This is a genomic window from Enterococcus sp. AMC1252, assembly GCF_058216515.1.
In genome coordinates, this window is the sequence record NZ_CM177097.1 from 3,492,979 (window position 1) to 3,513,203 (window position 20,225).

9 protein-coding genes and 2 pseudogenes are annotated in these 20,225 nt (G+C 36.1%); 1 reads left to right on the plus strand and 10 read right to left on the minus strand.

Annotated elements, in window-relative coordinates; genetic code table 11:
* Positions 1 to 762: 762 nt before the first annotated feature.
* From AC4BB5_RS16545 to AC4BB5_RS16580, 8 genes are all read right to left on the minus strand, one after another.
* The gene (locus AC4BB5_RS16545; protein WP_490457156.1) at positions 763 to 2,280 is read right to left on the minus strand and encodes an ABC transporter permease/substrate-binding protein; all 1,518 of its coding nucleotides are present in this window, start codon (positions 2,278 to 2,280) and stop codon (positions 763 to 765) included.
* Between the two features lies 1 nt (position 2,281).
* Positions 2,282 to 3,235 carry an ABC transporter ATP-binding protein gene (locus tag AC4BB5_RS16550; RefSeq protein ID WP_490457157.1) on the minus strand — a complete coding sequence of 318 codons (954 nt, stop codon included), beginning with the start codon at positions 3,233 to 3,235 and terminating at the stop codon, positions 2,282 to 2,284.
* Between the two features lie 194 nt (positions 3,236 to 3,429).
* The gene (locus AC4BB5_RS16555) at positions 3,430 to 7,368 is read right to left on the minus strand and encodes a WxL domain-containing protein (RefSeq protein WP_490457158.1); all 3,939 of its coding nucleotides are present in this window, start codon (positions 7,366 to 7,368) and stop codon (positions 3,430 to 3,432) included.
* Between the two features lie 378 nt (positions 7,369 to 7,746).
* Positions 7,747 to 11,940, minus strand: coding sequence for a WxL domain-containing protein (locus tag AC4BB5_RS16560; protein ID WP_490457159.1), 4,194 nt, complete (start codon positions 11,938 to 11,940; stop codon positions 7,747 to 7,749).
* A 309-nt stretch (positions 11,941 to 12,249) separates the two neighbouring features.
* The gene (locus tag AC4BB5_RS16565; RefSeq protein WP_490457160.1) at positions 12,250 to 12,531 is read right to left on the minus strand and encodes a hypothetical protein; all 282 of its coding nucleotides are present in this window, start codon (positions 12,529 to 12,531) and stop codon (positions 12,250 to 12,252) included.
* Positions 12,512 to 12,892 (minus strand): hypothetical protein, encoded by a 381-nt coding sequence (locus AC4BB5_RS16570; RefSeq protein WP_490457161.1) that lies wholly within the window; start codon positions 12,890 to 12,892, stop codon positions 12,512 to 12,514. The genes AC4BB5_RS16565 and AC4BB5_RS16570 overlap by 20 nt, the downstream gene beginning before the upstream one ends.
* Positions 12,892 to 14,100 carry a hypothetical protein gene (locus AC4BB5_RS16575; protein WP_490457162.1) on the minus strand — a complete coding sequence of 403 codons (1,209 nt, stop codon included), beginning with the start codon at positions 14,098 to 14,100 and terminating at the stop codon, positions 12,892 to 12,894. The genes AC4BB5_RS16570 and AC4BB5_RS16575 overlap by 1 nt, the downstream gene beginning before the upstream one ends.
* Positions 14,097 to 14,447, minus strand: coding sequence for a hypothetical protein (locus tag AC4BB5_RS16580; RefSeq protein WP_490457163.1), 351 nt, complete (start codon positions 14,445 to 14,447; stop codon positions 14,097 to 14,099). Before AC4BB5_RS16580 ends, AC4BB5_RS16575 begins: the two co-directional genes overlap by 4 nt.
* 352 nt (positions 14,448 to 14,799) lie before the next feature.
* Between AC4BB5_RS16580 and AC4BB5_RS16585 the strand changes: the two are divergent.
* A pseudogene (locus AC4BB5_RS16585) lies at positions 14,800 to 15,714 on the plus strand (ISL3 family transposase); the annotation flags it as partial.
* Positions 15,715 to 15,716: 2 nt separating this feature from the next.
* Here AC4BB5_RS16585 and AC4BB5_RS16590 read toward each other — a convergent pair.
* Both AC4BB5_RS16590 and AC4BB5_RS16595 read right to left on the minus strand, forming a co-directional pair.
* A pseudogene (locus AC4BB5_RS16590) lies at positions 15,717 to 16,205 on the minus strand (transposase); the annotation flags it as partial.
* 915 nt (positions 16,206 to 17,120) lie between these two features.
* On the minus strand, positions 17,121 to 20,192 hold the full coding sequence (locus AC4BB5_RS16595; RefSeq protein ID WP_490457164.1) for a hypothetical protein: 3,072 nt from the start codon (positions 20,190 to 20,192) through the stop codon (positions 17,121 to 17,123).
* Positions 20,193 to 20,225 lie beyond the last annotated feature (33 nt).

The following is a 20,225-nucleotide window of genomic DNA, read 5'->3' on the forward strand; positions in this document are numbered from 1 at the left end:
TTTGTTAAAAGATATCGCTTCGAAAATAGTCGTCACGCTTGTGGCTTACTATATTGTTGAAGTGATTAAGCTCTTTATCACTTCTATTTTTGAGTAAAAAAAGACCACTATCTGCTCGACTAAAGTAAGATAGTGGCAACATTAAACAATCGGGCTTTAGTCAGAACTCAACTAAAGAGTCAGTGTTATCAGCACTGGCTTTTTTGTAGTCGCAATAATTAACGATTACCTTCTCATCAATTATACCTTATAAAGTCTCTGGAAAGCAACTTAGCATACTTGTTTTTGTAAAATATTTAATACACTGTCGATACAATCTTTGTTATACTATAACTAGTTGAATAACGGCTGAAGCTCTGAAAAAGGAGTTGATGCCATAAAGATATGTCTTTATCGCTTTTGTCCTGCTTTATTGCTTAGGAAAAGCGGTCCTTGAAAGATTTGTTAAAAGATATCGCTTCGAAAATAGTTGTCACGCTTGTGGCTTACTATATTGTCGAAGGGATTAAACTTTTTATCACATTGATTTTTGGGTAAAAAAAGACCACTATCTGCTCAGCTAAAGTAAGATAGTGGCAATGTAGTACACTTTCGAGCTTTAGTCAGAACTCAACTAAAGAGTCAGTGTTATCAGCACTGGCTTTTTTTGCAATCGCACTTAAGTGCGATTGCTTTCTCCTTTATTATACCTTATAAAGTATAAAAAACACAACATAAGAGATAGATAGCTCTCTTATGTTGTGCCTTTTCATCTATCAACCATTATTTTTCCAACATCCCATGCTCCACCAAATAATCATGCGCAACGGTCGCCGGATCTTTTTGCTCCACATTGACTAGGTAATTCATCTCACTCATTTCTTCTTCTGTAATCTTACCAACCAATGGCTGCAGTAATTCTTTTAATTCTGGATATTTCTCAAGCGTCTCAGCTTTCAACAATGGCGCTCCTTGATACGGTGGAAAGAGTTGCTTATTATCTTTTAAAATCACCAAATCATATTGCTTTAATTCACTATCTGTCGAATAAGCATCCACCACATTAACATCCCCATTATTGATTGCTTGGTAACGTAACGACGGCTCCATCGACTTGACATCTACAGTCAAGTTATACAATTTTTGCAAGCCTTTATAGCCATCTTCACGATCGATAAATTCTAGGGTAAAACCAGCTTTTAACTGACTTTCAACTTTTTTCAAATCTTCGATGGTTTTCAGCCCATTTTCGTCTGCAAATGATCGTTTAACTGCGACTGCATAGGTATTTTCATAAAGCATAGGTTCTAGATAATCCATATTTTCTTGTTTTTTGATTTGATCTCGTGCGTATTCATACACTTCTCTTGGGTCTTTTGATGTATTTTTATTGTCCTTCAAAAATGTTTCAAGAACGGTTCCAGTAAATTCAGGATAAACATCGATTTCACCAGATTTCAGTGCATTAAATAGAAAACTGGTTTTACCGAAGTTTGATTTTAGATTTACGTGGATATCACTATTTGCTTCAATTAGTTCCTTATACATGTTGATCAAGATATCTGGTTCCGCACCTAATTTTCCTGCAACGGTGATTTCTTTTTGTTCTGCTTCTTGATGGGTATAGACAAACGAACCCACTAATAAAGCAAGTAAGACCATGAATGCTGCTACGATTCGTTTCACTGTAGCTTTTTCAAGTAAATGAATCCCAAAGTTAAATAGGACCGCTAAGACCGCAGAAGAAATGGCACCAATCAAAATCAGGTATACATTATTTCGATCGATTCCTAGTAAAATGAACGTACCCAAACCACCTGCACCGATCAAGGCCGCAAGGGTAGCTGTTCCGATAATCATAACCGTTGCTGTGCGAATTCCTGAAATGATATAAGGCAAAGCCAACTGCAACTCAAACTTGACCAGTTTTTCCCGCTTATTCATCCCGAATGCTTCAGCTGCTTCTTCTAGTGAAGGATCGATTTCAGTCAACCCTGTATACGTATTTTGCAAAATCGGAAATAACGCATAAATCACTAACGCAACGATTGCAGGCGGACTCCCAATACCGATAATTGGAATCAATAATCCTAGTAAAGCGAGCGAAGGAATCGTTTGGAAAATCCCGGTAATCTGCAGCACAAATTCAGCTGCTTTTTTATAATTCGTCAGTAAAATCGCTAATGGAATTGCTATAAGAATCGCAATCAGTAATGATAATAACGATAGTTGGATATGTTCGACGACCGCTTGAATAAAGTCTTCTTTACGGGCAAGGAATGTTTCTATCAATTTTCCCATATCATTGAGCCCCTTTTTCTATCTTTGTCTCTAAGAAACGTAAAATCGTTCGATCTGTGATTTTGCCGATAGGTCCTTTCTCGTCTATTAGCACAACTGTTTTTCCATCTACCAGTAAGCGAATCACTTTAGGCAATGGTGTGTCTATGTCGACAGTTGTTTCACTGTTAGCATGTTCAGTTTCCACAAATCCTAACTCTAACAAATCTCCTGCACAATAATTTTCCAAATTAGAATGATCTTGTTGGAAAAATTGCGCTACAAAATCATTGGCTGGATTGCTTCTGATTTGTTCAGGTGTATCCGTTTGTACAATGTTTCCCTCTTTCATCACACAAATACGATCGCCCAAAAACAATGCCTCATTCATATCGTGAGTGACAAAAACGACTGTACTCGCTAATTCTTTATGCAACTCTTTAATCAAATGTTGTAGCTGGCCTTTTGAAATCGGATCTAGCGCACTAAATGGTTCATCCATTAAAATAATGTCTGGTTTAGCTGCAATTGCTCGCAAAATCCCAATACGTTGTTGTTCGCCACCGGATAGTTCAGCTGGTTTTCGATGGAGATATTCTTCTGGCGGTAAACTGACTTTTCTTAGTAATTCCTCCGTCCGTTCCCGTCTTTTGGCTTTGTTCCAGTGCTTCATTTCTGGAATCAACTCAATATTTTCAGCAACCGTTAGATTGGGGAAAAGTGCAATTTGTTGAAGAACATAGCCAATCGTCAATCTCAGTTCTTTTAGATTGTACTCAATCAATCGTTGCTCGTTAAAATAGATATCACCATCAGTTGGTTCTATTAACCGATTGATCATTTTTAACGTGGTTGTTTTCCCACTTCCACTAGGACCGACTAGTACAAAAAATTCTCCGTCTTCAATCGAAATATCAAAGTCTTCTAAAACTAATTGATCGTTGTATTTTTTTGATACATGTTTAAACTCGATCATTTGTTCACCTCATTTTTTTATTGTATGCATACACTATTTATCTTTAGACAATCCTTTACTATTTTTAAGTATGTTTATAAGTATACTTGAAAATGTCTGATGTTTCTAACGACTTGTTTTCATTGTACCGAAAAAAACCTGACAACTGTCTGTCAGGTTTTAATCTTTAATCGAAAAATCTTTTATCCAGTGGATTAACTCGGCACATTCTGTAATGTCCAAGTCAACTCTCCTTTGTACGCACCTTTATAAGCTCCATTCGGTATAGTCAACTGAACACCTTTTTCCCGAGTCAGTCCTTCTTCTGTCGTAGCTTCTTCGGAATAGGTTTCAAACAAGTTTGTAAATCGGCCTTTGCCTTTCCCTTGTGCCGCATTAAAGACTGGCCCTGTTGCACCTTCTTGCGTTACTGTCACGGCGTGTCCGACAGCCTCTTTCGTTTCTATCCCACCAGACTTCACTTTCTCACTCGGAATATACAGTGCCCAACCTTTTAATTTGTTACCATCGATTGTTTGTAACGGGCTTGTCATGGCCACGCTCACACTCCAGCCTTTGCCTGTCCCAGCCAAATCTACTACTTCGATTCCTGAGCTGTAGCCTTTTGCACCTTCTGAAGGCTCAGGAGTTACTTTCTCTAATTTCGTTGCTCGGGTAGTCCCAATTGGAGCATTTGGAAATTTGAAATCTGAAACTGCTCGAATCGTGAATTCATCCGTCTGGGGTTCCTTGTCTGAGATTAGTTCTTCCGTTGCCCCCATAAATTGATAAGTGACGGTCTTCTCTTCATTCATGATGATTTCTTCTGATTTTGGTTTTTTCAGAATACCGTATTCTTGTTTTTTCAATGTCTGAATCGCGGTTATAATCTGTTCTTCCTTCGTTAAATCCACAGTCTCATTTGGGATTTTGTACATGGTTAAACTTTTATGGATCATTCGGCCAGTTTCATCCTGAAATAAAATAGTTAACGGCATCAGATCGCTCACTGTTATTGTGGGTGCCGCTTCAAATGATGTATCGTGGAAAGTCATTTTTTGACTAGGGTTCCTATTCCCTATATCATTGTTGGTTTCCGGCGGATTCACTACTCCTGCTTTGGCTGCCGAACCTGCATGGTCTCGTGCGAAAATCTGAACCTTATCGTTTTCTTTTAGTGCCATCCCATCAAGTGAAAGCTCAAAATCACCTGCTTCATCAATCACTACATTGCTGGTATCCATTGGTTGTCCATTAAACGTGGCAGTAATTTCTGCCGTTTTATCTTCCACATGTCCTTTGATACTTTTGGCCTGATTGTAAATTACTGTACTCTCAACAGTGACCGGTTTTGGCGGAATGATTTGAAAAGGCTCCACAGTACTTGTCAAAATTTGATTATCAAATCCTGGTGTTAATTCACCACTTGTTAAGTTTACTTTGGTAATGGTGACTTTATCTCCTACTTCAAAATATTTGCCTGTATCAATTTCAAAAATCCCGCCTTGAGGTGCTTCTCCGTAAATACTAATCCCTGGCTTTTCCTTTGTGTCCCCCACCGTCTTCACTTGTTCATAGACTTCTTTTTCACCATTGGCTCTTTCTACTTCTACAGTAACTTCTGCTTCGTCATCCCATGCTGGACGTGTTCGATTCAGCCCGACTGGTAAACTTACTCGTCCATATATTTTTTTATCTGCAGTTGTTGGTACACGAAGCTCATCTGCAATCGCCCAACGAGCGTTGTTACTACTTAAACGAGTATACTGAGATAGTCCTTGGTTCCCTATTGTGGTATTATTAAAATCATTTGGTCTATTTGTTTCACCTAAATATTGAAAATCTGTTCCCTTGAAGCCATAATCTAAATCTCGGAAATTCAAATCTGGATCTTGCTCTAGTGAAGTGCCTTTTTTCCACAGGGATAAATCACTTTTTGTAGCAGTTAGAACGGATAAATTATTTACCTGAAAAATACTTCCCCCTCCGGGACGAGTGTTGCTAAAATCCATAAACAAAGGTTTATCAAACAGAACATTTAAGCTCCTTCCTGTTCTAAATATCCCTACATTATAGCTAGCAGTTTGACCTCTTGCTTCAAAATAACCATCATTTCGAGCGACAATCGATCCAACTCCATTTCCCATATCGATTGCAGGTCCTGTCTCTGCATTAATTCTCACTTCTGACCCCTTATCTTCAACATTAAATGTATTTCTATCTCCATCGCTTACCTCAGTAGGCGCAGTGTAATGAATCCCTTGGTTTCCATCACCACTTCCTCCATCATTTGCACTACCATTGCCTATATTATTTACTGTAAATTTACCATTATTTCTAACGTTCACTTGATTTCCAAAGCCCAACAATCTTATTCCAGCAGCATTACCACCACTTTTTTCAATAGCCAATTCTGCATTGTCAACATTGAATGTATAATGTCCATTCGCCCAGGAAGCTTGCCCACTTCTCATAAATCTTAATGTTGTATCAGCACCCGAAACACTGCCGTTTGTTGCACCAGATTTAAGATTCAATTTAGCTCCTGTCGTTAAATCAAAGACACCATACGTTGACTGCATCACCATTGCACTAGATTTATTTGCTACAAGATCTACTTGCGCCTCATCGGAAATCACAATACGCGCACCTTGGCTGTACGTCTCTGCATCACGCCTGCCTAAATAAATAGTCGCCCTCCCATCAATTTGAGTTAATCGATTGCTCTCTCCTTTGAGTAATGTTCCCTTTCCCGAAACTTCTAATCTAGGAGAATTCCCTTCTAATTGAATACTATCTCCTTGGTCAACTTTAGCCGATACTGTCGATCCACCATCTACTTTCAAAAAAGCATTATCTCCAGACAATTGAATCCCTTTTCTAGACGCCACTAAATCAACTTGACTGTGATCAGTGACACTCATGCTTGAATTTAGTCCCTGCATATAAATACTTGAATCCTCTATCTCTGTTTCATGCTTTACATCTAATCTACTATTTTGAGAAATAATAATACTAGGGAAGTCTATTTTGAATTCTACGACATGCTTTCCAGAGCCTTTCAGTGAAATCTGTCCACCATTATTGGCTGTTATTTTTGATCCTTTTACTCTTGAACTATCCAAACTTCCCATATAAATTCCATTGCCTTTTTCTGTTGTAACGTTTAGCTTTGCGTTTGTAACATTAAGCTGTGCTGGTTCATAAGTTGCCATAGAGATCCCTGTACGTAAATCAGAACCTTTAATTGAAACTTCACTTTCCTCACTTATATTAAAGATTGGGGGAGGTTGAGTATTTCGATTACTATAAAAATCAATAATAGGTATTGACTCAATAATTTCACGATTTTCCGCACTCACATCAAGAGTAGAACCCCCAGCTATATCAATCTGAGAAGCATTTTTTATCACGATATTCGTCTTGGCATTCATTAATGTATTTTTAGTCGTCTTAATAAGCAGCTTCGAGTTTTCAATCACAGATAACGCAGTCGCCTCGTCCTTAAACCCACTGATTACTTTCATATCCTTTTGGTTTATGATGACTTGTGCACCCCCTTGGACAGTCATCTTAACTTGACTAAATAAAACAGACTCTGAAAACTTGGATTCTTCCCTATTAAAAACATTTTTTCCACCAGTAAAAACTAAGTTTGATTGTTTTAGATTGGTGATAGCAGCTTGATTATTTGGTCCTTCGCTTACATTTTCCATTTCAACCGTACTGAGTGGACCCGTGTAACTTGAATTGTAGTTAATTATTGCAGTCTCAAACTTTGGACTAGTTAAAACAACATTTTCTAATCTGAAAGTAAAATTACCATAATATACATAAAAACCTGATCCGACTGACTCAATCGTATATCCGTTCCCTTTAATCACTAAGTTTCTATCTACATACTGCGTATTATACGTCGTCTTTACATCGGTCATTAGTTCTATCTGGGAGACTGACTTATTATCTATGGCCTGCTCTAATTGCTGCCCATTGTATACTTGTACAGTATTACCAGCAAATGTTGCTTTTGATCTATGTACTTGTTCTTGCTCGTTTTCAGCTTTGATTGCTGTATTGTTCAAATAAAAATTACCTATACTGATTATTCCTATTAGTAAAAACCCAAATACGAATAATTTTTTTTTATGTTTCAATTAATCGACACTTCCTTTTATATAAGTTAACTATTTAGTGAAAAACAGAGGATAATTTATTAAGTCAAATTCAGTAAAAGAAATTGATTTAATGAAGACAGGTAATTTTTTCAACTGACTTTATGCTAAAACAAAAAAGAATCGATTTTGACCTTCTTAGATGTATCCATTTTATACCTTGATTAATAATACAACGGATTCCAAACATGACAAACAACATGTAAACGCTTACTAGTTACATTTAAGTTATAACTAAGAAATGATTATTCACATACTAAAAAAGTTATTTGTTTCTAATGATTTTTTTATACAATAAAAAAACCTGACAACTGTTTGTCAGGTTTTAATCTTTAATCGAAAGATCTTTTATCCAGTGGATTAACTCGGCACATTCTGTAATGTCCAAGTCAACTCTCCTTTGTACGCACCTTTATAGGCTCCATTCGGTATAGTCAACTGAACGCCTTTTTCCCGAGTCAGTCCTTCTTCTGTCGTAGCTTCTTCGGAATAGGTTTCAAATAGGTTTGTAAATCGACCTTTGCCTTTCCCTTGTGCCGCATTAAAGACTGACCCTGTTGCGCCTTCTTGCGTTACTGTCACGGCGTATCCGACAGCTTCTTTCGTTTCTATCCCACCAGACTTCACTTTTTCACTTGGAATATACAGTGCCCAACCTTTTAATTTTTTACCATCGATTGTTTGTAACGGGCTTGTCATGGCCACGCTCACACTCCAGCCTTTGCCTGTCCCAGCCAAATCTACTACTTCGATTCCTGAGCTGTAGCCTTTTGCACCTTCTGAAGGCTCAGGAGTTACTTTCTCTAATTTCGTTGCTCGGGTAGTCCCAATTGGGGCATTTGGAAATTTGAAATCTGAAACTGCTCGAATCGTGAATTCATCCGTCTGGGGTTCCTTGTCTGAGATTAGTTCTTCCGTTGCTCCCATAAATTGATAAGTGAGGGTCTTCTCTTCATTCATGATGATTTCTTCTGATTTTGGTTTTTTCAGAATACTGTATTTTTGTTTTTTCAATGTCTGAATCGCGGTTATAATCTGTTCTTCCTTCGTTAAATCCACAGTCTCATTTGGGATTTTGTACATGGTTACACTCTTATGAATCGTTCGGCCAGTTTCATCCTGAAATAAAATAGTTAACGGCATCAGTTCCTTCACTGTTATTGTGGGGGCTGCCTCAAATGACGTATCGTGAAAAGTCATTTTTTGACTAGGGTTGTTATTCCCTATATCATTGTTGGTTTCCGGTGGATTCACTACTCCTGCTTTGGCTGCCGAACCTGCATGGTCTCGTGCGAAAATCTGAACCTTATCGTTTTCTTTTAGTGCCATCCCATCAAGTGAAAGCTCAAAATCACCTGCTTCATCAATCACTACATTGCTGGTATCCATTGGTTGTCCATTAAACGTGGCAGTAATTTCTGCCGTTTTATCTTCCACCTGTCCTTTGATACTTTTGGCCTGATTGTAAATTACTGTACTCTCAACAGTGACCGGTTTTGGCGGAATGATTTGAAAAGGCTCCACGGTACTTGTCAAAATTTGATTATCAAATCCTGGTGTCAATTCATCACTTGTTAAGTTTACTTCAGTAATAGTGACTTTATCTCCGACTTCAAAGTATTTGCCTGTATCAATTTCAAAAATCCCGCCTTGAGGTTTTTCTCCATAGATACTAATCCCTGGCTTCTGCTTGCTATCTCCTACTGATTTTACTTTTTCATAAATTTCTTTTTCGCCATTAGCTCTCTCTACTTCTACAGTAGCTTCTACTTCATCATCCCATGCCGGACGTGTTCGATTAAGTCCGACTGGCACACTTAGTCTACCATGAATTTTTTTATCTGCCGTAGTTGGTACACGAAGTACATCTGCGACAGCCCAACGAGCATTATTACTACTTAAACGAGTATAATTAGTTAATCCTTTTGTTCCAATTGTAGTAGTATTGAAATCACCCGGTCTGTTTGTTGTTCCTATGGTTTCAAAGTTATTTCCCTTGAAAGTATAGTTTAAATCAATAAAGTTCAAGTCTGGGTCTTGTCCTACTCCGGTACCTTTCTTCCATAAAGATAAGTCACTCTCAGTAGCAGTTAATGTTGAGTTACTATTCACCGTAAAAATGTTCCCACCATTCTCTCGAGTATTCGTAAAATCCATGAATAGTGGTTTATCAAACAGAACATCTAAGCGATCCCATGTTCTAAAGATCCCTGCATTAGCCGTAGCTGTCTTCCCTCTAGCTTCAAAGTATCCACCATCTGAGGAAGTAATGGATCCTGGTTGATCATGCATATCAATTGCTGGACCCGAATTCGCATCAATCCTTACTTCTGAACCTTGCCCAGTTACCTTAAATTCATTTTTAGCTCCAGATACGTTAATAGCCTTCGTATAATGAATTCCTTGATTTCCTATCGCTTCTCCACCATCGTTAGGAGCTCCGTTTCCTGGATTATTTATCGTGAATTTCCCATTATTTTTTACATTCACTTGATTTCCGTGCCCAAATAATCTTACCCCAGCTGCACTTCCACCGCTTTTCTCAATGTTCATTTCTGCATTGTCAATATTAAACAAATAATGTCCATTTAGATTACTTTCATAACCACTTCTCATAAATCTTAAGGTTGCATTTGCATTGTTAACGTAGCCATTCGTAGAACCTGAGGTAAGGTTTATCTTGGCACCAGATGACAAGTTAAATACACCATAGCTTGACTGCATGACCATTGCACTTGATAAATTAGATATCAAGTTTACTTCCGCTTGATCTCCTACTATAATTGCTGCATCTTTGGAAAGAGTGTTTGCGTCAGGATTTCCTAAGTAAATCGTACCAGTTCCATCTATCTCACCCTGACGATTACTTTCAGCTCTAAACGAGGTTCCAACCCCATAAACAGTTAACTGTGGATTATTCCCAAGCAGACGAATACTATCTGTATCATCAACTTTAGTGCTCATTTTTGATCCGTCAATCACTGATAATTGAGCACCATTTCCATTCATTAAAATGTTCGGAGCTCTTAATCCGTTCAACTTCACAGAGCTATTCTTCTGTACCATCACGTTTGGCGCATTTCCAATCATTTGAATGCCACCAGAAATCATACTCGTAGTTTGCGAGGTGCTTTCCAGATCAAATTCACTTTCAGATATAGTCATCTTGGCATAATTTCCTTTCATCGTCACAGGACTTATACCCGAATCTTTTAAAAGAGCCTTACTCCCACTTTCCACATTAATCGTTGGTATAGTTCCATCTAAATAAATAGCTGATCCTGATGCCCCTCCGTTACGTTGCACATCAATCTCACTAGAACTTCCTACTTTAATTGTAGGAGAGGTTCCACTTAAATTAATACTGGATCCTTCTGTACTTGTATTATGTTTGACATTAATTCCACTATCGTTTAAAACACTAATTAGCGGTGACGTTCCTGAAATATCTATTACTCTCTCGCCGATCCCTTCAAAGCTTAATTGACTACTCTTGTTCGCAATAATTTCTGTAGGTTTCCCTTTTGCTGAAAAAATACTGGGCCCAAGTTCTGTTTTTATAGCTATTTTTGACTTATTAGTAGCCCTAACTGTTGTAGTATACGTTTCGCCTGGAAGATTGACCCCTATGCGGCTACCCGTTCCAGAAATAGAAATATTGCTATCTCCATCTGCATATAACCCACTGTATGCAGCAGTGCTAATATCAAAATCGAGAATAGGGATAGAAGCTGCATCATTCGAAGCTAGAGCATTAATTTCTAAAGTAGAGCCTTGGTTTACATCAACATATCTCATACCTGTTAGTAGCGATTTAGGTGTAGTACTTTGCATTGTATTGATAACCATCTTTGAATTTTCTGTAATGGTTAAATCGTATGCCTTTGGGTCAGTATTGTTAGTTTGACTTATTATTCTGCTATCAGGTTGCTCGATATAAACTTCTGCTCCACCTTTAAGTGTCATACTGGCTTGGGCAAATAAAGAGGCTTTCGCTCTTGTAGACTTAAATTCATTCTTCCCGCCAGTAAAAACAACATGGGTAGCAGGTAAATTAGTAATCTTCCCAGTGTTAGCTGTAAGCTCACTTACATTCTCCATTTCCATATAACTTCTACTAGAAGAAGGATAAGAATAATCAAACATCGGGTTGTCAAGTTTATGACCTAATTTAATATTTTCTAATCTGAACGTCTGTTTACTATTTCCTACTTCCCAATTTTTACCTGTCATGATTAAAGAAAAACCATTTCCTCTAATGACTAAATCTCTAGCTATCTCTCTAGGTTGAGCAGTGAAGCTCATGGTCACATCATTTAGCATTTCTATTTGCGAAACTTTATTATTATTTATAGCCTCTACCATTGCTTCACTAGTAGAAACTTGTCTAATTTCTCCTTCAAAAGTTGCCCTACTTGTTCCTGTATTTCTATGTACTTGCGTCTGTTGTTCCGATTCATTCTCAGCTTTAATACTTGTATTATTTAAATGAAAATAACCTATGGTCACTATCCCGATAAGGAAGATACCCAAAATGCGAAAAATTTTTTTCATTTACTTTACACGCCCTTCTTTCTTTTAACTATTTAGTGGGGAGATAGAGGAAATCAATATTTCCTCATGCGGCTTTTTTATTAGGAAAATTTCTTTTTTTAATCACCTTAACGTAGTTCCATCAAGATATCATCACTAATGATACATTGATTGCTAAACAAAAAAAACAACAAGTAAGCGCTTTCTAACGACGTTTGAATTGTGTTAAGAATGTTTATTAGTATCTTAAATATCGTATTCATTTCTAACGATTTGCAACTACTATAAAAAAACCTGACTGATAGTTGTCAAGGTTTTTCTTTTAATTTTCTAAAAACTATTTAATTTATTCTCATTTTTCGCAAAAGCTTCTTTGGCCTTTTTCCCCCACTGACCTTTCAATGAATTTTCAAAATTTGACGTAATGCTAGTTACACTACTTTTAGTTGTATCGGCTAGCATTTTGACATTGCTTTTTATTTTTTGCTTGTTACGTTCTTTTTTATAGGATGCCGCTCGACCACAACCTGTCACTAAATCTTGTTCTATTTTTTTCATTATTTTTTCGACTTTTGCTGGATTTAGATCCGTATCAACTGTTATTTGCGCCATTCATTTCCCTCCTCAAATCTTCTAATTCTTGTTCACACTCTCTTTGTGCCTTATTATATGTACATTCTGTTTGTTCCCATCTGTCTTCTAATTTCTTTTGATCCTGTCGGAATCGTTCTACCAATTCATCTTTTCCATAGTCAACAGCTGCCATTCCAATTCTAAGTTCGTTTGTATCTTCGGACAATCTCTGTAAATAATAATGCCCTCGCTCACCAATTTCTTCCACTGTACGTATCGCTTGGTCTTTCATTTTAAAAAACTCTTCTTCTGTTTCAGCTTGCTGCCTTCGTTGTTTTATAAACTCTTCTTCTGCTTGTTCTTGTCTTTGTATGATTGATTTTTTCTTTTCTTCCAACATTATTGAAACACCTGCTTCGCTAACGCTTGATCTGTTTCAAGCATTCTACTAATTGCAGTTTGAATTTCTGCGACAAGAGATTGATAGTCTATTTTGATACTATCTGCCTCTGATTTCTTTCTTTCATAGTAATCTTTAGGTTCATTGACGATCGTTGTTTGACTTGCATCACCTATTACGAGCGCTTCCAACATTTCAGATTCTGTTAAACGTGAACCTATTCCTCTTGCAGATGTTTGTGTCATGCTCCATAATTCCTCTATATCTTCAATTCCGTCTTTGTATTCTTTAATTATATCTAAAAAACCAGCATTTATTGTTGTTAATACACCTTCTGCTATCACCAATGTTTCAGCACTATCTAAATAAATTTCTTCGGTGGATGATAATTTACCTCCACTATCTTTTAGTTTATTTTTTAAAAAATCTAAACTGTTTAACTGAGATTTCATAGATTTCTCTATATAGGCCATTTTATCTTTAGCAGAAATTTCCACTTCTACTAACATACCATTTTCGAACTTCCACGCAGCCAAACCATGGTCTTTTCCTTCAGTCCAGATAATTGTGTCATAGGTGTCTATTTTATGGAATTGTCCGTCTTCATCATACCAACCATTAGGAAGATTCCCGTCTAGATATTGCACAATGTCATCATCTTTACGGCGATAATTGTGGAACCAGTCTGGATGCTCCGACATAAATTTAGCTTGCTTGGGTGTTAAGCGATTATATCTAAACCAACCATTGAATACTGTAGTGGGAATACCGTGTTCTGCTCCTGCGCTAAGCATGTAAGCACTTTGGCTATACCCACTAAGTTGTGCAATAGGGTATTTTTTCTTGACTTCATTTATGAAATCATTGGCAACACTTAGTTGATCGGAGTCTAATCCTATTAAACTTTTCCCCGCATTAAGAAGATCGTTTGCTTTATTTGGATCTGTTCCCGCAGCTATTACAACAACTTGGGTAGGATCACCATTTGGATAAGCCTCTGTGATTGGGGCAACTGCCATGCCTTGAAAACCCGTTCCCCAAAGGCCACCATCCTCTTTTACGTCAAGAACTATAAAACTTTGCTGGTCTCCTGTTTTTATCTTTGCACCTTTTTTAATAGATGTAGTATCTTTTCCATCTTTTTTATAGTCTGTATCAACTTGATACACTTTATTGTTTAAATCGCGTAACTGTTCATCTGTTATCATTTTATATCCTCCATCGATTTATCAGAAAAAACAACTTTGACAATCGAGTTCGTCTTACCGTTTTGAACAATTTCATCAAAATTATCAGAATATGGGCCAAATGAACCTAATTCTTCTTGTGGTTGATTCTCTGAAAAAGAAATATCTCCTGTATTCACGGTTCCTTTACTTGTTGTAATATCAGCAACAAAACTCCAATAACCTGTTTTATTGTCATAACCTCCAGACATTTTTGAATCAAAGCATATTTTCTTTACATCAGCAAAAGTATTTTTTATTTGATTTGCAACAATAATCTCATATTCATGAATTTGAATTTTTCTTTTTTCCGCCTCTTTTTTATCCATACATATTTTACCTCCTATTCCTCCGGTTATTATCACTATCAGTAATAAAACTAACCATACACTTTTTCGCTTCATCTTTATTCCCATCTCTTTAATTTTTTTGAGTTTGTTAGTATTTACATATCAATCATACAGTAAAACAACTTTAATGTAAAAGGAACTTTATAAAAAGGAAAGATTAAAAAAATAAAACTACAAAAAAATTGGTAGATCCCTTTACTATTTCGGCTCTATACTTTCTGATGTTGGGGAGAAATCACTGGCATCTTTTTTTAATGCAAAATAATAGAAAAGACACCCTGATATCCTTTAGAATTAAGTCGACGAAAACCAATCAAAAGGGGAAATCAAGATGTCCTATACAAATCTTATCAAAGAAACCTTAGATATTCTAGACTTAAACATCACTTTTAATGAATTTTGCTTAAAAAAAGAACGAATCAAAGGAAGAGTCTGTCAGGTCTTCTCAGGTACACTCGATTATTCCGCTCACACTTGTCCTCATTGCGAATCAGAAGAGAAATCGCCTATTATTCGTTGGGGCTATACCACTTGTTTGATTTTACTGAATGATGTTTCGGAGTATCAAACGTATTTACGCTTAAAGAAACGTCGTTTCTTCTGTCATTCCTGCAATCGATCGTTTGTTACTAAAACAACTCTTGTTGAAAAATATTGTTCGATTTCAACTAAAGTGAAACTATCTATTGCCGATTGGCTCAGACAAGTCACTTCTATGAGTGACATTGCGCGTCAAAAGAAGGTCTCTGTCTCTTCTGTTTATCGTGTTCTAAAACAATTTTATGAACCTAAAAAAATCAATCGGCTCATTTTACCTGAAGTCCTTTGTTTTGATGAATTTAAATCAGTTAAGCAAGTTGCCGCTTCTATGAGTTTCATTATGATGGATGGGCAAACAAAGCAGTTAATTGATGTCGTTGAAAACCGTCAGCTCCCTTTTCTAGAGCGTTATTTTTCACGATTTCCTTTGTCTGTTCGTAAAATGGTTAAGTATATTGTTTGCGATATGTATGTGCCTTATTTTTCTCTCGTCAAAAAGTTATTTCCGATGGCTCAGATTATTCTTGATTGCTTTCATATCGTCCAACACATTAGTCGAGCCTTTTTAAAACACCGTATTCAGAGAATGAACACGTTTCTTCATCAGGGAAATACAGAAGCGACAAAATATCGACACTTGAAGAAATACTGGAAACTTCTTCAAAAAAATCAATCCAAGCTTGATTTTGAAAAACGCCTTTGGCGTTCTCAGACTGTAGACAAAAAGGAGTTGGCAATCAAACCAACTCCTTTTTGCTATCCTTTGTGTAAATTTGAAACAAAAAGCCATAGCCATGTGGCTAGTTTCTTTAAATTCATGGCAGCAAACGTAAGCATCGTGTGCGTGGCGACTTTTTCAAGTCCTCGATATTTTGTTCAACGCATGCCATGCTTTTCTTTTGCATCTGCAAATATTCGTTCAATGGTTTGTTTTCTCTTTTTGTAGATTTCTCTATTCAACGCCGTATGACGTTGGTGCTCAAGCTCGTCCATAAGATCAGCCCAAACGTGTCGAGTTACAACTTTTTGATGTGTTGCGCTCACTGTACAGGTTTCAAGTAATGGGCAACTCATACAGAATGTTGGATTTGATTTATATGTCCGGTAGCCATCACGAGTGATTGTTGAAAATAACAACGGTTGATTATTGGGGCATAAGTAACAATCAAAATAGTTATCATAGACAAAATATTTTTTACCGCCAGTAAAAACTAGATTTGATTGATACTTGGTGTTTAATTGTTTGGTTCTTCGCTTACATTTTCTATTTCAACCGTACTAAATAGCTCCGTATAACTTGAATTATAATTAATTATTGCAGAATTAAACCTTGAACTAGTTAAAACAATATTTTCCAATCTGAAAGTAAAGTTACCGTAATATGCATGAATCAATTGCATATCCATTCCCTTTAATAACTATGTTCTTATCTACATGCTACCTATTATAAGTCGTCTTTAGATCATTCCTTCTATCTAAGAAACTGAGCTATTATCCAGGACTTGCTCTAATTGCTGTACCTTTGTATAATTGTGCAGTTTTACTAGCAAATATTGCTTTTTATCTATGTACTTTCTCATTCTCACTTTTAATCACTTTATTGTTCAAATAAAAATCACCTATACTATCAGTAAAATTCCCAATACAATTTTTTATGTTTCAAGTAATTTACACCTCTTTTTATATAGATTATTTTATTAAATTCAGAAAAAATAATTGATTCAAGAAGGGTATGAAATTTTTCGAACAACTTTTTATTGAAGCAGTTTCATTTAAACCTCTTGACAAATATCTTCAAGTATATCTTCAATAATCATACATTGAATCCGACACACAAAAAACTACAAGTGAACGATTTCTTTTTGCGTCCGAAAACTATTTTCTAGATTTCCCTTTAACTACTTCATTCCTCACATTGACATCTATTCTCGGAGAAAAAACCATCTCTAACACAAAAAGCTAGATAGAGTATGTCTATTATTGACAGCAATACTCTACCTAGCTTTCGCTTTTATTAGTTGTTCATACTTACTCAATTATTTCTTATCTTCTATTTATGAGAGCAATCCTCCACATAACTGTTTGCCCCAACCTGTTTTGATGTTAAAAAAATTAATTAGAGATTGAAAATGTCATTTGACCTTTATAAAGTGTTGCATTAGTAAAGTCCGTTGCTTTTGCCCTGACTCTAAACTCAGTTGTTTTATTTCTAGAACTTAAAATAGCCAATGCTTCCCCAGGTAATAATAGCTGATTGTTTTGTTTATAAATATTAGCTTTAACTTCTTCATCACCTGACTTTAAGATAAAAAATGGATCCGTCATTATCTTAATCTCCATATTCTCATCAACAGTTGGAATAAATGAAATGACCTCATGTCCTATTACCATATTTGTCTCTTCTTTATTTTTTAATTCAATGCGTTTAGGCAATACTACATAAACAGAAGGTTCTCTTGAAACAGTAACTGGAACACTTATGACACCACGAGCTCCAGTCTTAGTCCCTTGAATGAGCACATTTACATTTGTCTTACCAACTTGGTCAAATATCGTTGTCTCTTCAAAACCTGTAGATTTTGCGGATTCAAACATTAGGCTACTTTTTAGATTTTTTATATAATCACTTGAATTCAAGTCGTCAGTACTATTTCCTAGACCCACCTTAGTTTCAATTGGTTCCCCTGTTAACAAGACTTTGACTAGCATTTCTTCTTTTGTAAATTTATCACTCAAATTATTTTTAGTTTCTATAGGAACGTGGAGATAACCGTCATCTTTATCAAAAAGTGGAAGTAATTCCTCATTCTCTGGGTCTAACGTTAACTCATAGGAGATAGTTAGTGCATTGTCACCTATTACTCCTAACTTTTCCACTAATTCTTTTTTATAGGTTACAAAAAATTTATTACTGTTTTCATCGATACTTTTCACAATATTTGGATCCTTTGAGTAATCCTGTCCAAATTTATCCGTAATCTTAATTTTTTTGAAAAAATCAGCTTGATTTTCCCATTTATTATACCCTTTTGTATCAACTGTAATACTCACTTCTTTATAGTTGTCACTTGTTGGCTGCTGTGGCAAAAATTGCGTGACATTTCCTTTAATAAATTTCCCAGATTCATCTTTTCCAACTCCTATCCCCGGCTGTTGATAACTGATTGGTACAGAGACCTTTGCTGTTCGATCCAGCAGTCCCAACCTCTTATCTCCAACTTTCGTTAAAATACCAGCAGATAAGTCTTTCCGATTTGCATAAAGAAAGTTGAAATTGTAATAGTTTGAATCCGTTTCAGTCCAAACCACATCAAAAATTTTAGTTAGTTCTGGGAATCGATTAACTTGCGGCTTATCATAAATAGAACTATCCTCCACAATAACATTCTCAAGTCCTTCAGATCCCATATACAAATCTGATGGCGCACCTGGTTTTTCTTTTTTCAAAGGAACAAGTATATTTGTCTTAATAAGCTGCCCTTTCTCATCAAAAATATGTAACTTTAATTTCATATAACTTCCTGTTGGACTTAGGGTCTCGAAGGAAAGATAATCCGCTTTTGAGGTTGCACTCTCTAAATAAATTTTTTGTTCCAACACTTCAATTTGTAGCGTAACGGCCAAGCCTCGATACGCTCCGGCATTTTTGACTGTAACTTTACTGTTAGCAGGAATGGTTACTTTTTGTCCATCCCACTCTTTTCCATTAATAGATGTATCCTTCACTAGATTTGTTCCAGTATATTTTAATGTCAAGACTTCATCGAAAATGGGCAGTAATTTCCCCTTTAAATAGACGCCTTCTTTATTCACCGTTGTTAGATAAGCAGAGTCTTTTAAAGGTATTTTACCCGTCACGTTGACTAATAGTTCTTCTTTAGTTCGTTTCTCTGACATGTTATTTTTAGCTTCTACTGGTAGATGAAAATAACCATCCTCTGAATTTAATGTGGAAAGTAACGTTTGATTCTCCTTATCTAATGTCAGTTCCATATTTAAGCTCAACGTGTTATCCCCAGCATCTGCTAATTTTTCAACTAAAGCCTTTTTATATGTCACAGAAAATTGGTTATTGGCTTTATCGATTGTTTTGATGACATTTATATCATTTGAATAGTCTTTCCCAGACGCATCTACAATTGTTATTTCCTTCCAGAATTCTTCATCTGTTAACCACTTATTATAACCATTAGTATCAACCGTAACCGTTATCTCTTTATAATCTTCTTTATCTGGTTCCGCTGGCAAAAATTGGGTAACCGTGCCTAAGATTTTTTCCCCCGAATCATCTGTTTTAGGTTTGATATTTGGTTTTTGATATTTTCTTGTCACATATATTTTTGTTGTTTTATCTAATAGACCTAATCGCTTCTCTCCAACTTTTGTTGTAATACCTGTAGATAATCTATCCTGATTTGAATAAAAGAAGTTAAAATTATAAACGTCAGAATCTGTTTTAACCCACATTATATCAAACATTCCATTCTGTTCAGGAAATCTATGTACTTCTGGTTTATTATAAATATCCTTGTTATCAACAATGACATTCTCAAGACCATCAATCCCCATATATAAATCAGATGGAGCCCCTGGTTTTTCTTTTTTCAAAGGGACAATTATATTAGTTTTAATAGGCTGCTTATTCTCATCAAAAATACGCAACTCTAATTTCATATAGCTCCCCGTTGGACTTCGTGTCTCAAATGACAGGTAAGTCGAATTTGCACCTGAATTCTCAATAATGATATCTTGTTCCAACACAATAATTTGTAATTCAATAGGAGCGCCTTGATAAACCCCTGCATTTCTAACTGTTATTACATCATTTTTTAAAATGTTTCTTCTATTGCCATTCCAGACTATCCCATTAATTAACGTGTCCCCTACTAAGTTGTTTCCCATGTACTTTAAAGTCAGAGCATCATCAAAAACGGGCAGTTTCTTCCCCTCAAGATACTTTCCAGTATCACCAACAATAGTCAAATAAGGAGACTCTTTAAGAGACATAGTCTCAGTATCTCGCAATAATTTAGTACGTTGATCCGGTATAATACCTGCACCATTAATCAAGTGAGATTTGGAACTTTCTGTAAAACTCTCCGCATACACACGGTTTTCCTGCCAGCTAATAAAGAAAAAAATAAGTGATAACATTACTGACATCTTTTTATATTTTTTTATCACACAATAACCTACCTTTCTAGAACACCTAATTTT

Coding starts and splice junctions, on each gene's coding strand:
- AC4BB5_RS16545 (WP_490457156.1), bottom strand. CDS start 2,280: ATGGGAAAATTGATAGAAACATTCCTTGCCCGTAAAGAAGACTTTATT.
- AC4BB5_RS16550 (WP_490457157.1), bottom strand. CDS start 3,235: ATGATCGAGTTTAAACATGTATCAAAAAAATACAACGATCAATTAGTT.
- AC4BB5_RS16560 (WP_490457159.1), bottom strand. CDS start 11,940: ATGAAAAAAATTTTTCGCATTTTGGGTATCTTCCTTATCGGGATAGTG.
- AC4BB5_RS16565 (WP_490457160.1), bottom strand. CDS start 12,531: ATGGCGCAAATAACAGTTGATACGGATCTAAATCCAGCAAAAGTCGAA.
- AC4BB5_RS16570 (WP_490457161.1), bottom strand. CDS start 12,892: ATGTTGGAAGAAAAGAAAAAATCAATCATACAAAGACAAGAACAAGCA.
- AC4BB5_RS16575 (WP_490457162.1), bottom strand. CDS start 14,100: ATGATAACAGATGAACAGTTACGCGATTTAAACAATAAAGTGTATCAA.
- AC4BB5_RS16580 (WP_490457163.1), bottom strand. CDS start 14,447: ATGGATAAAAAAGAGGCGGAAAAAAGAAAAATTCAAATTCATGAATAT.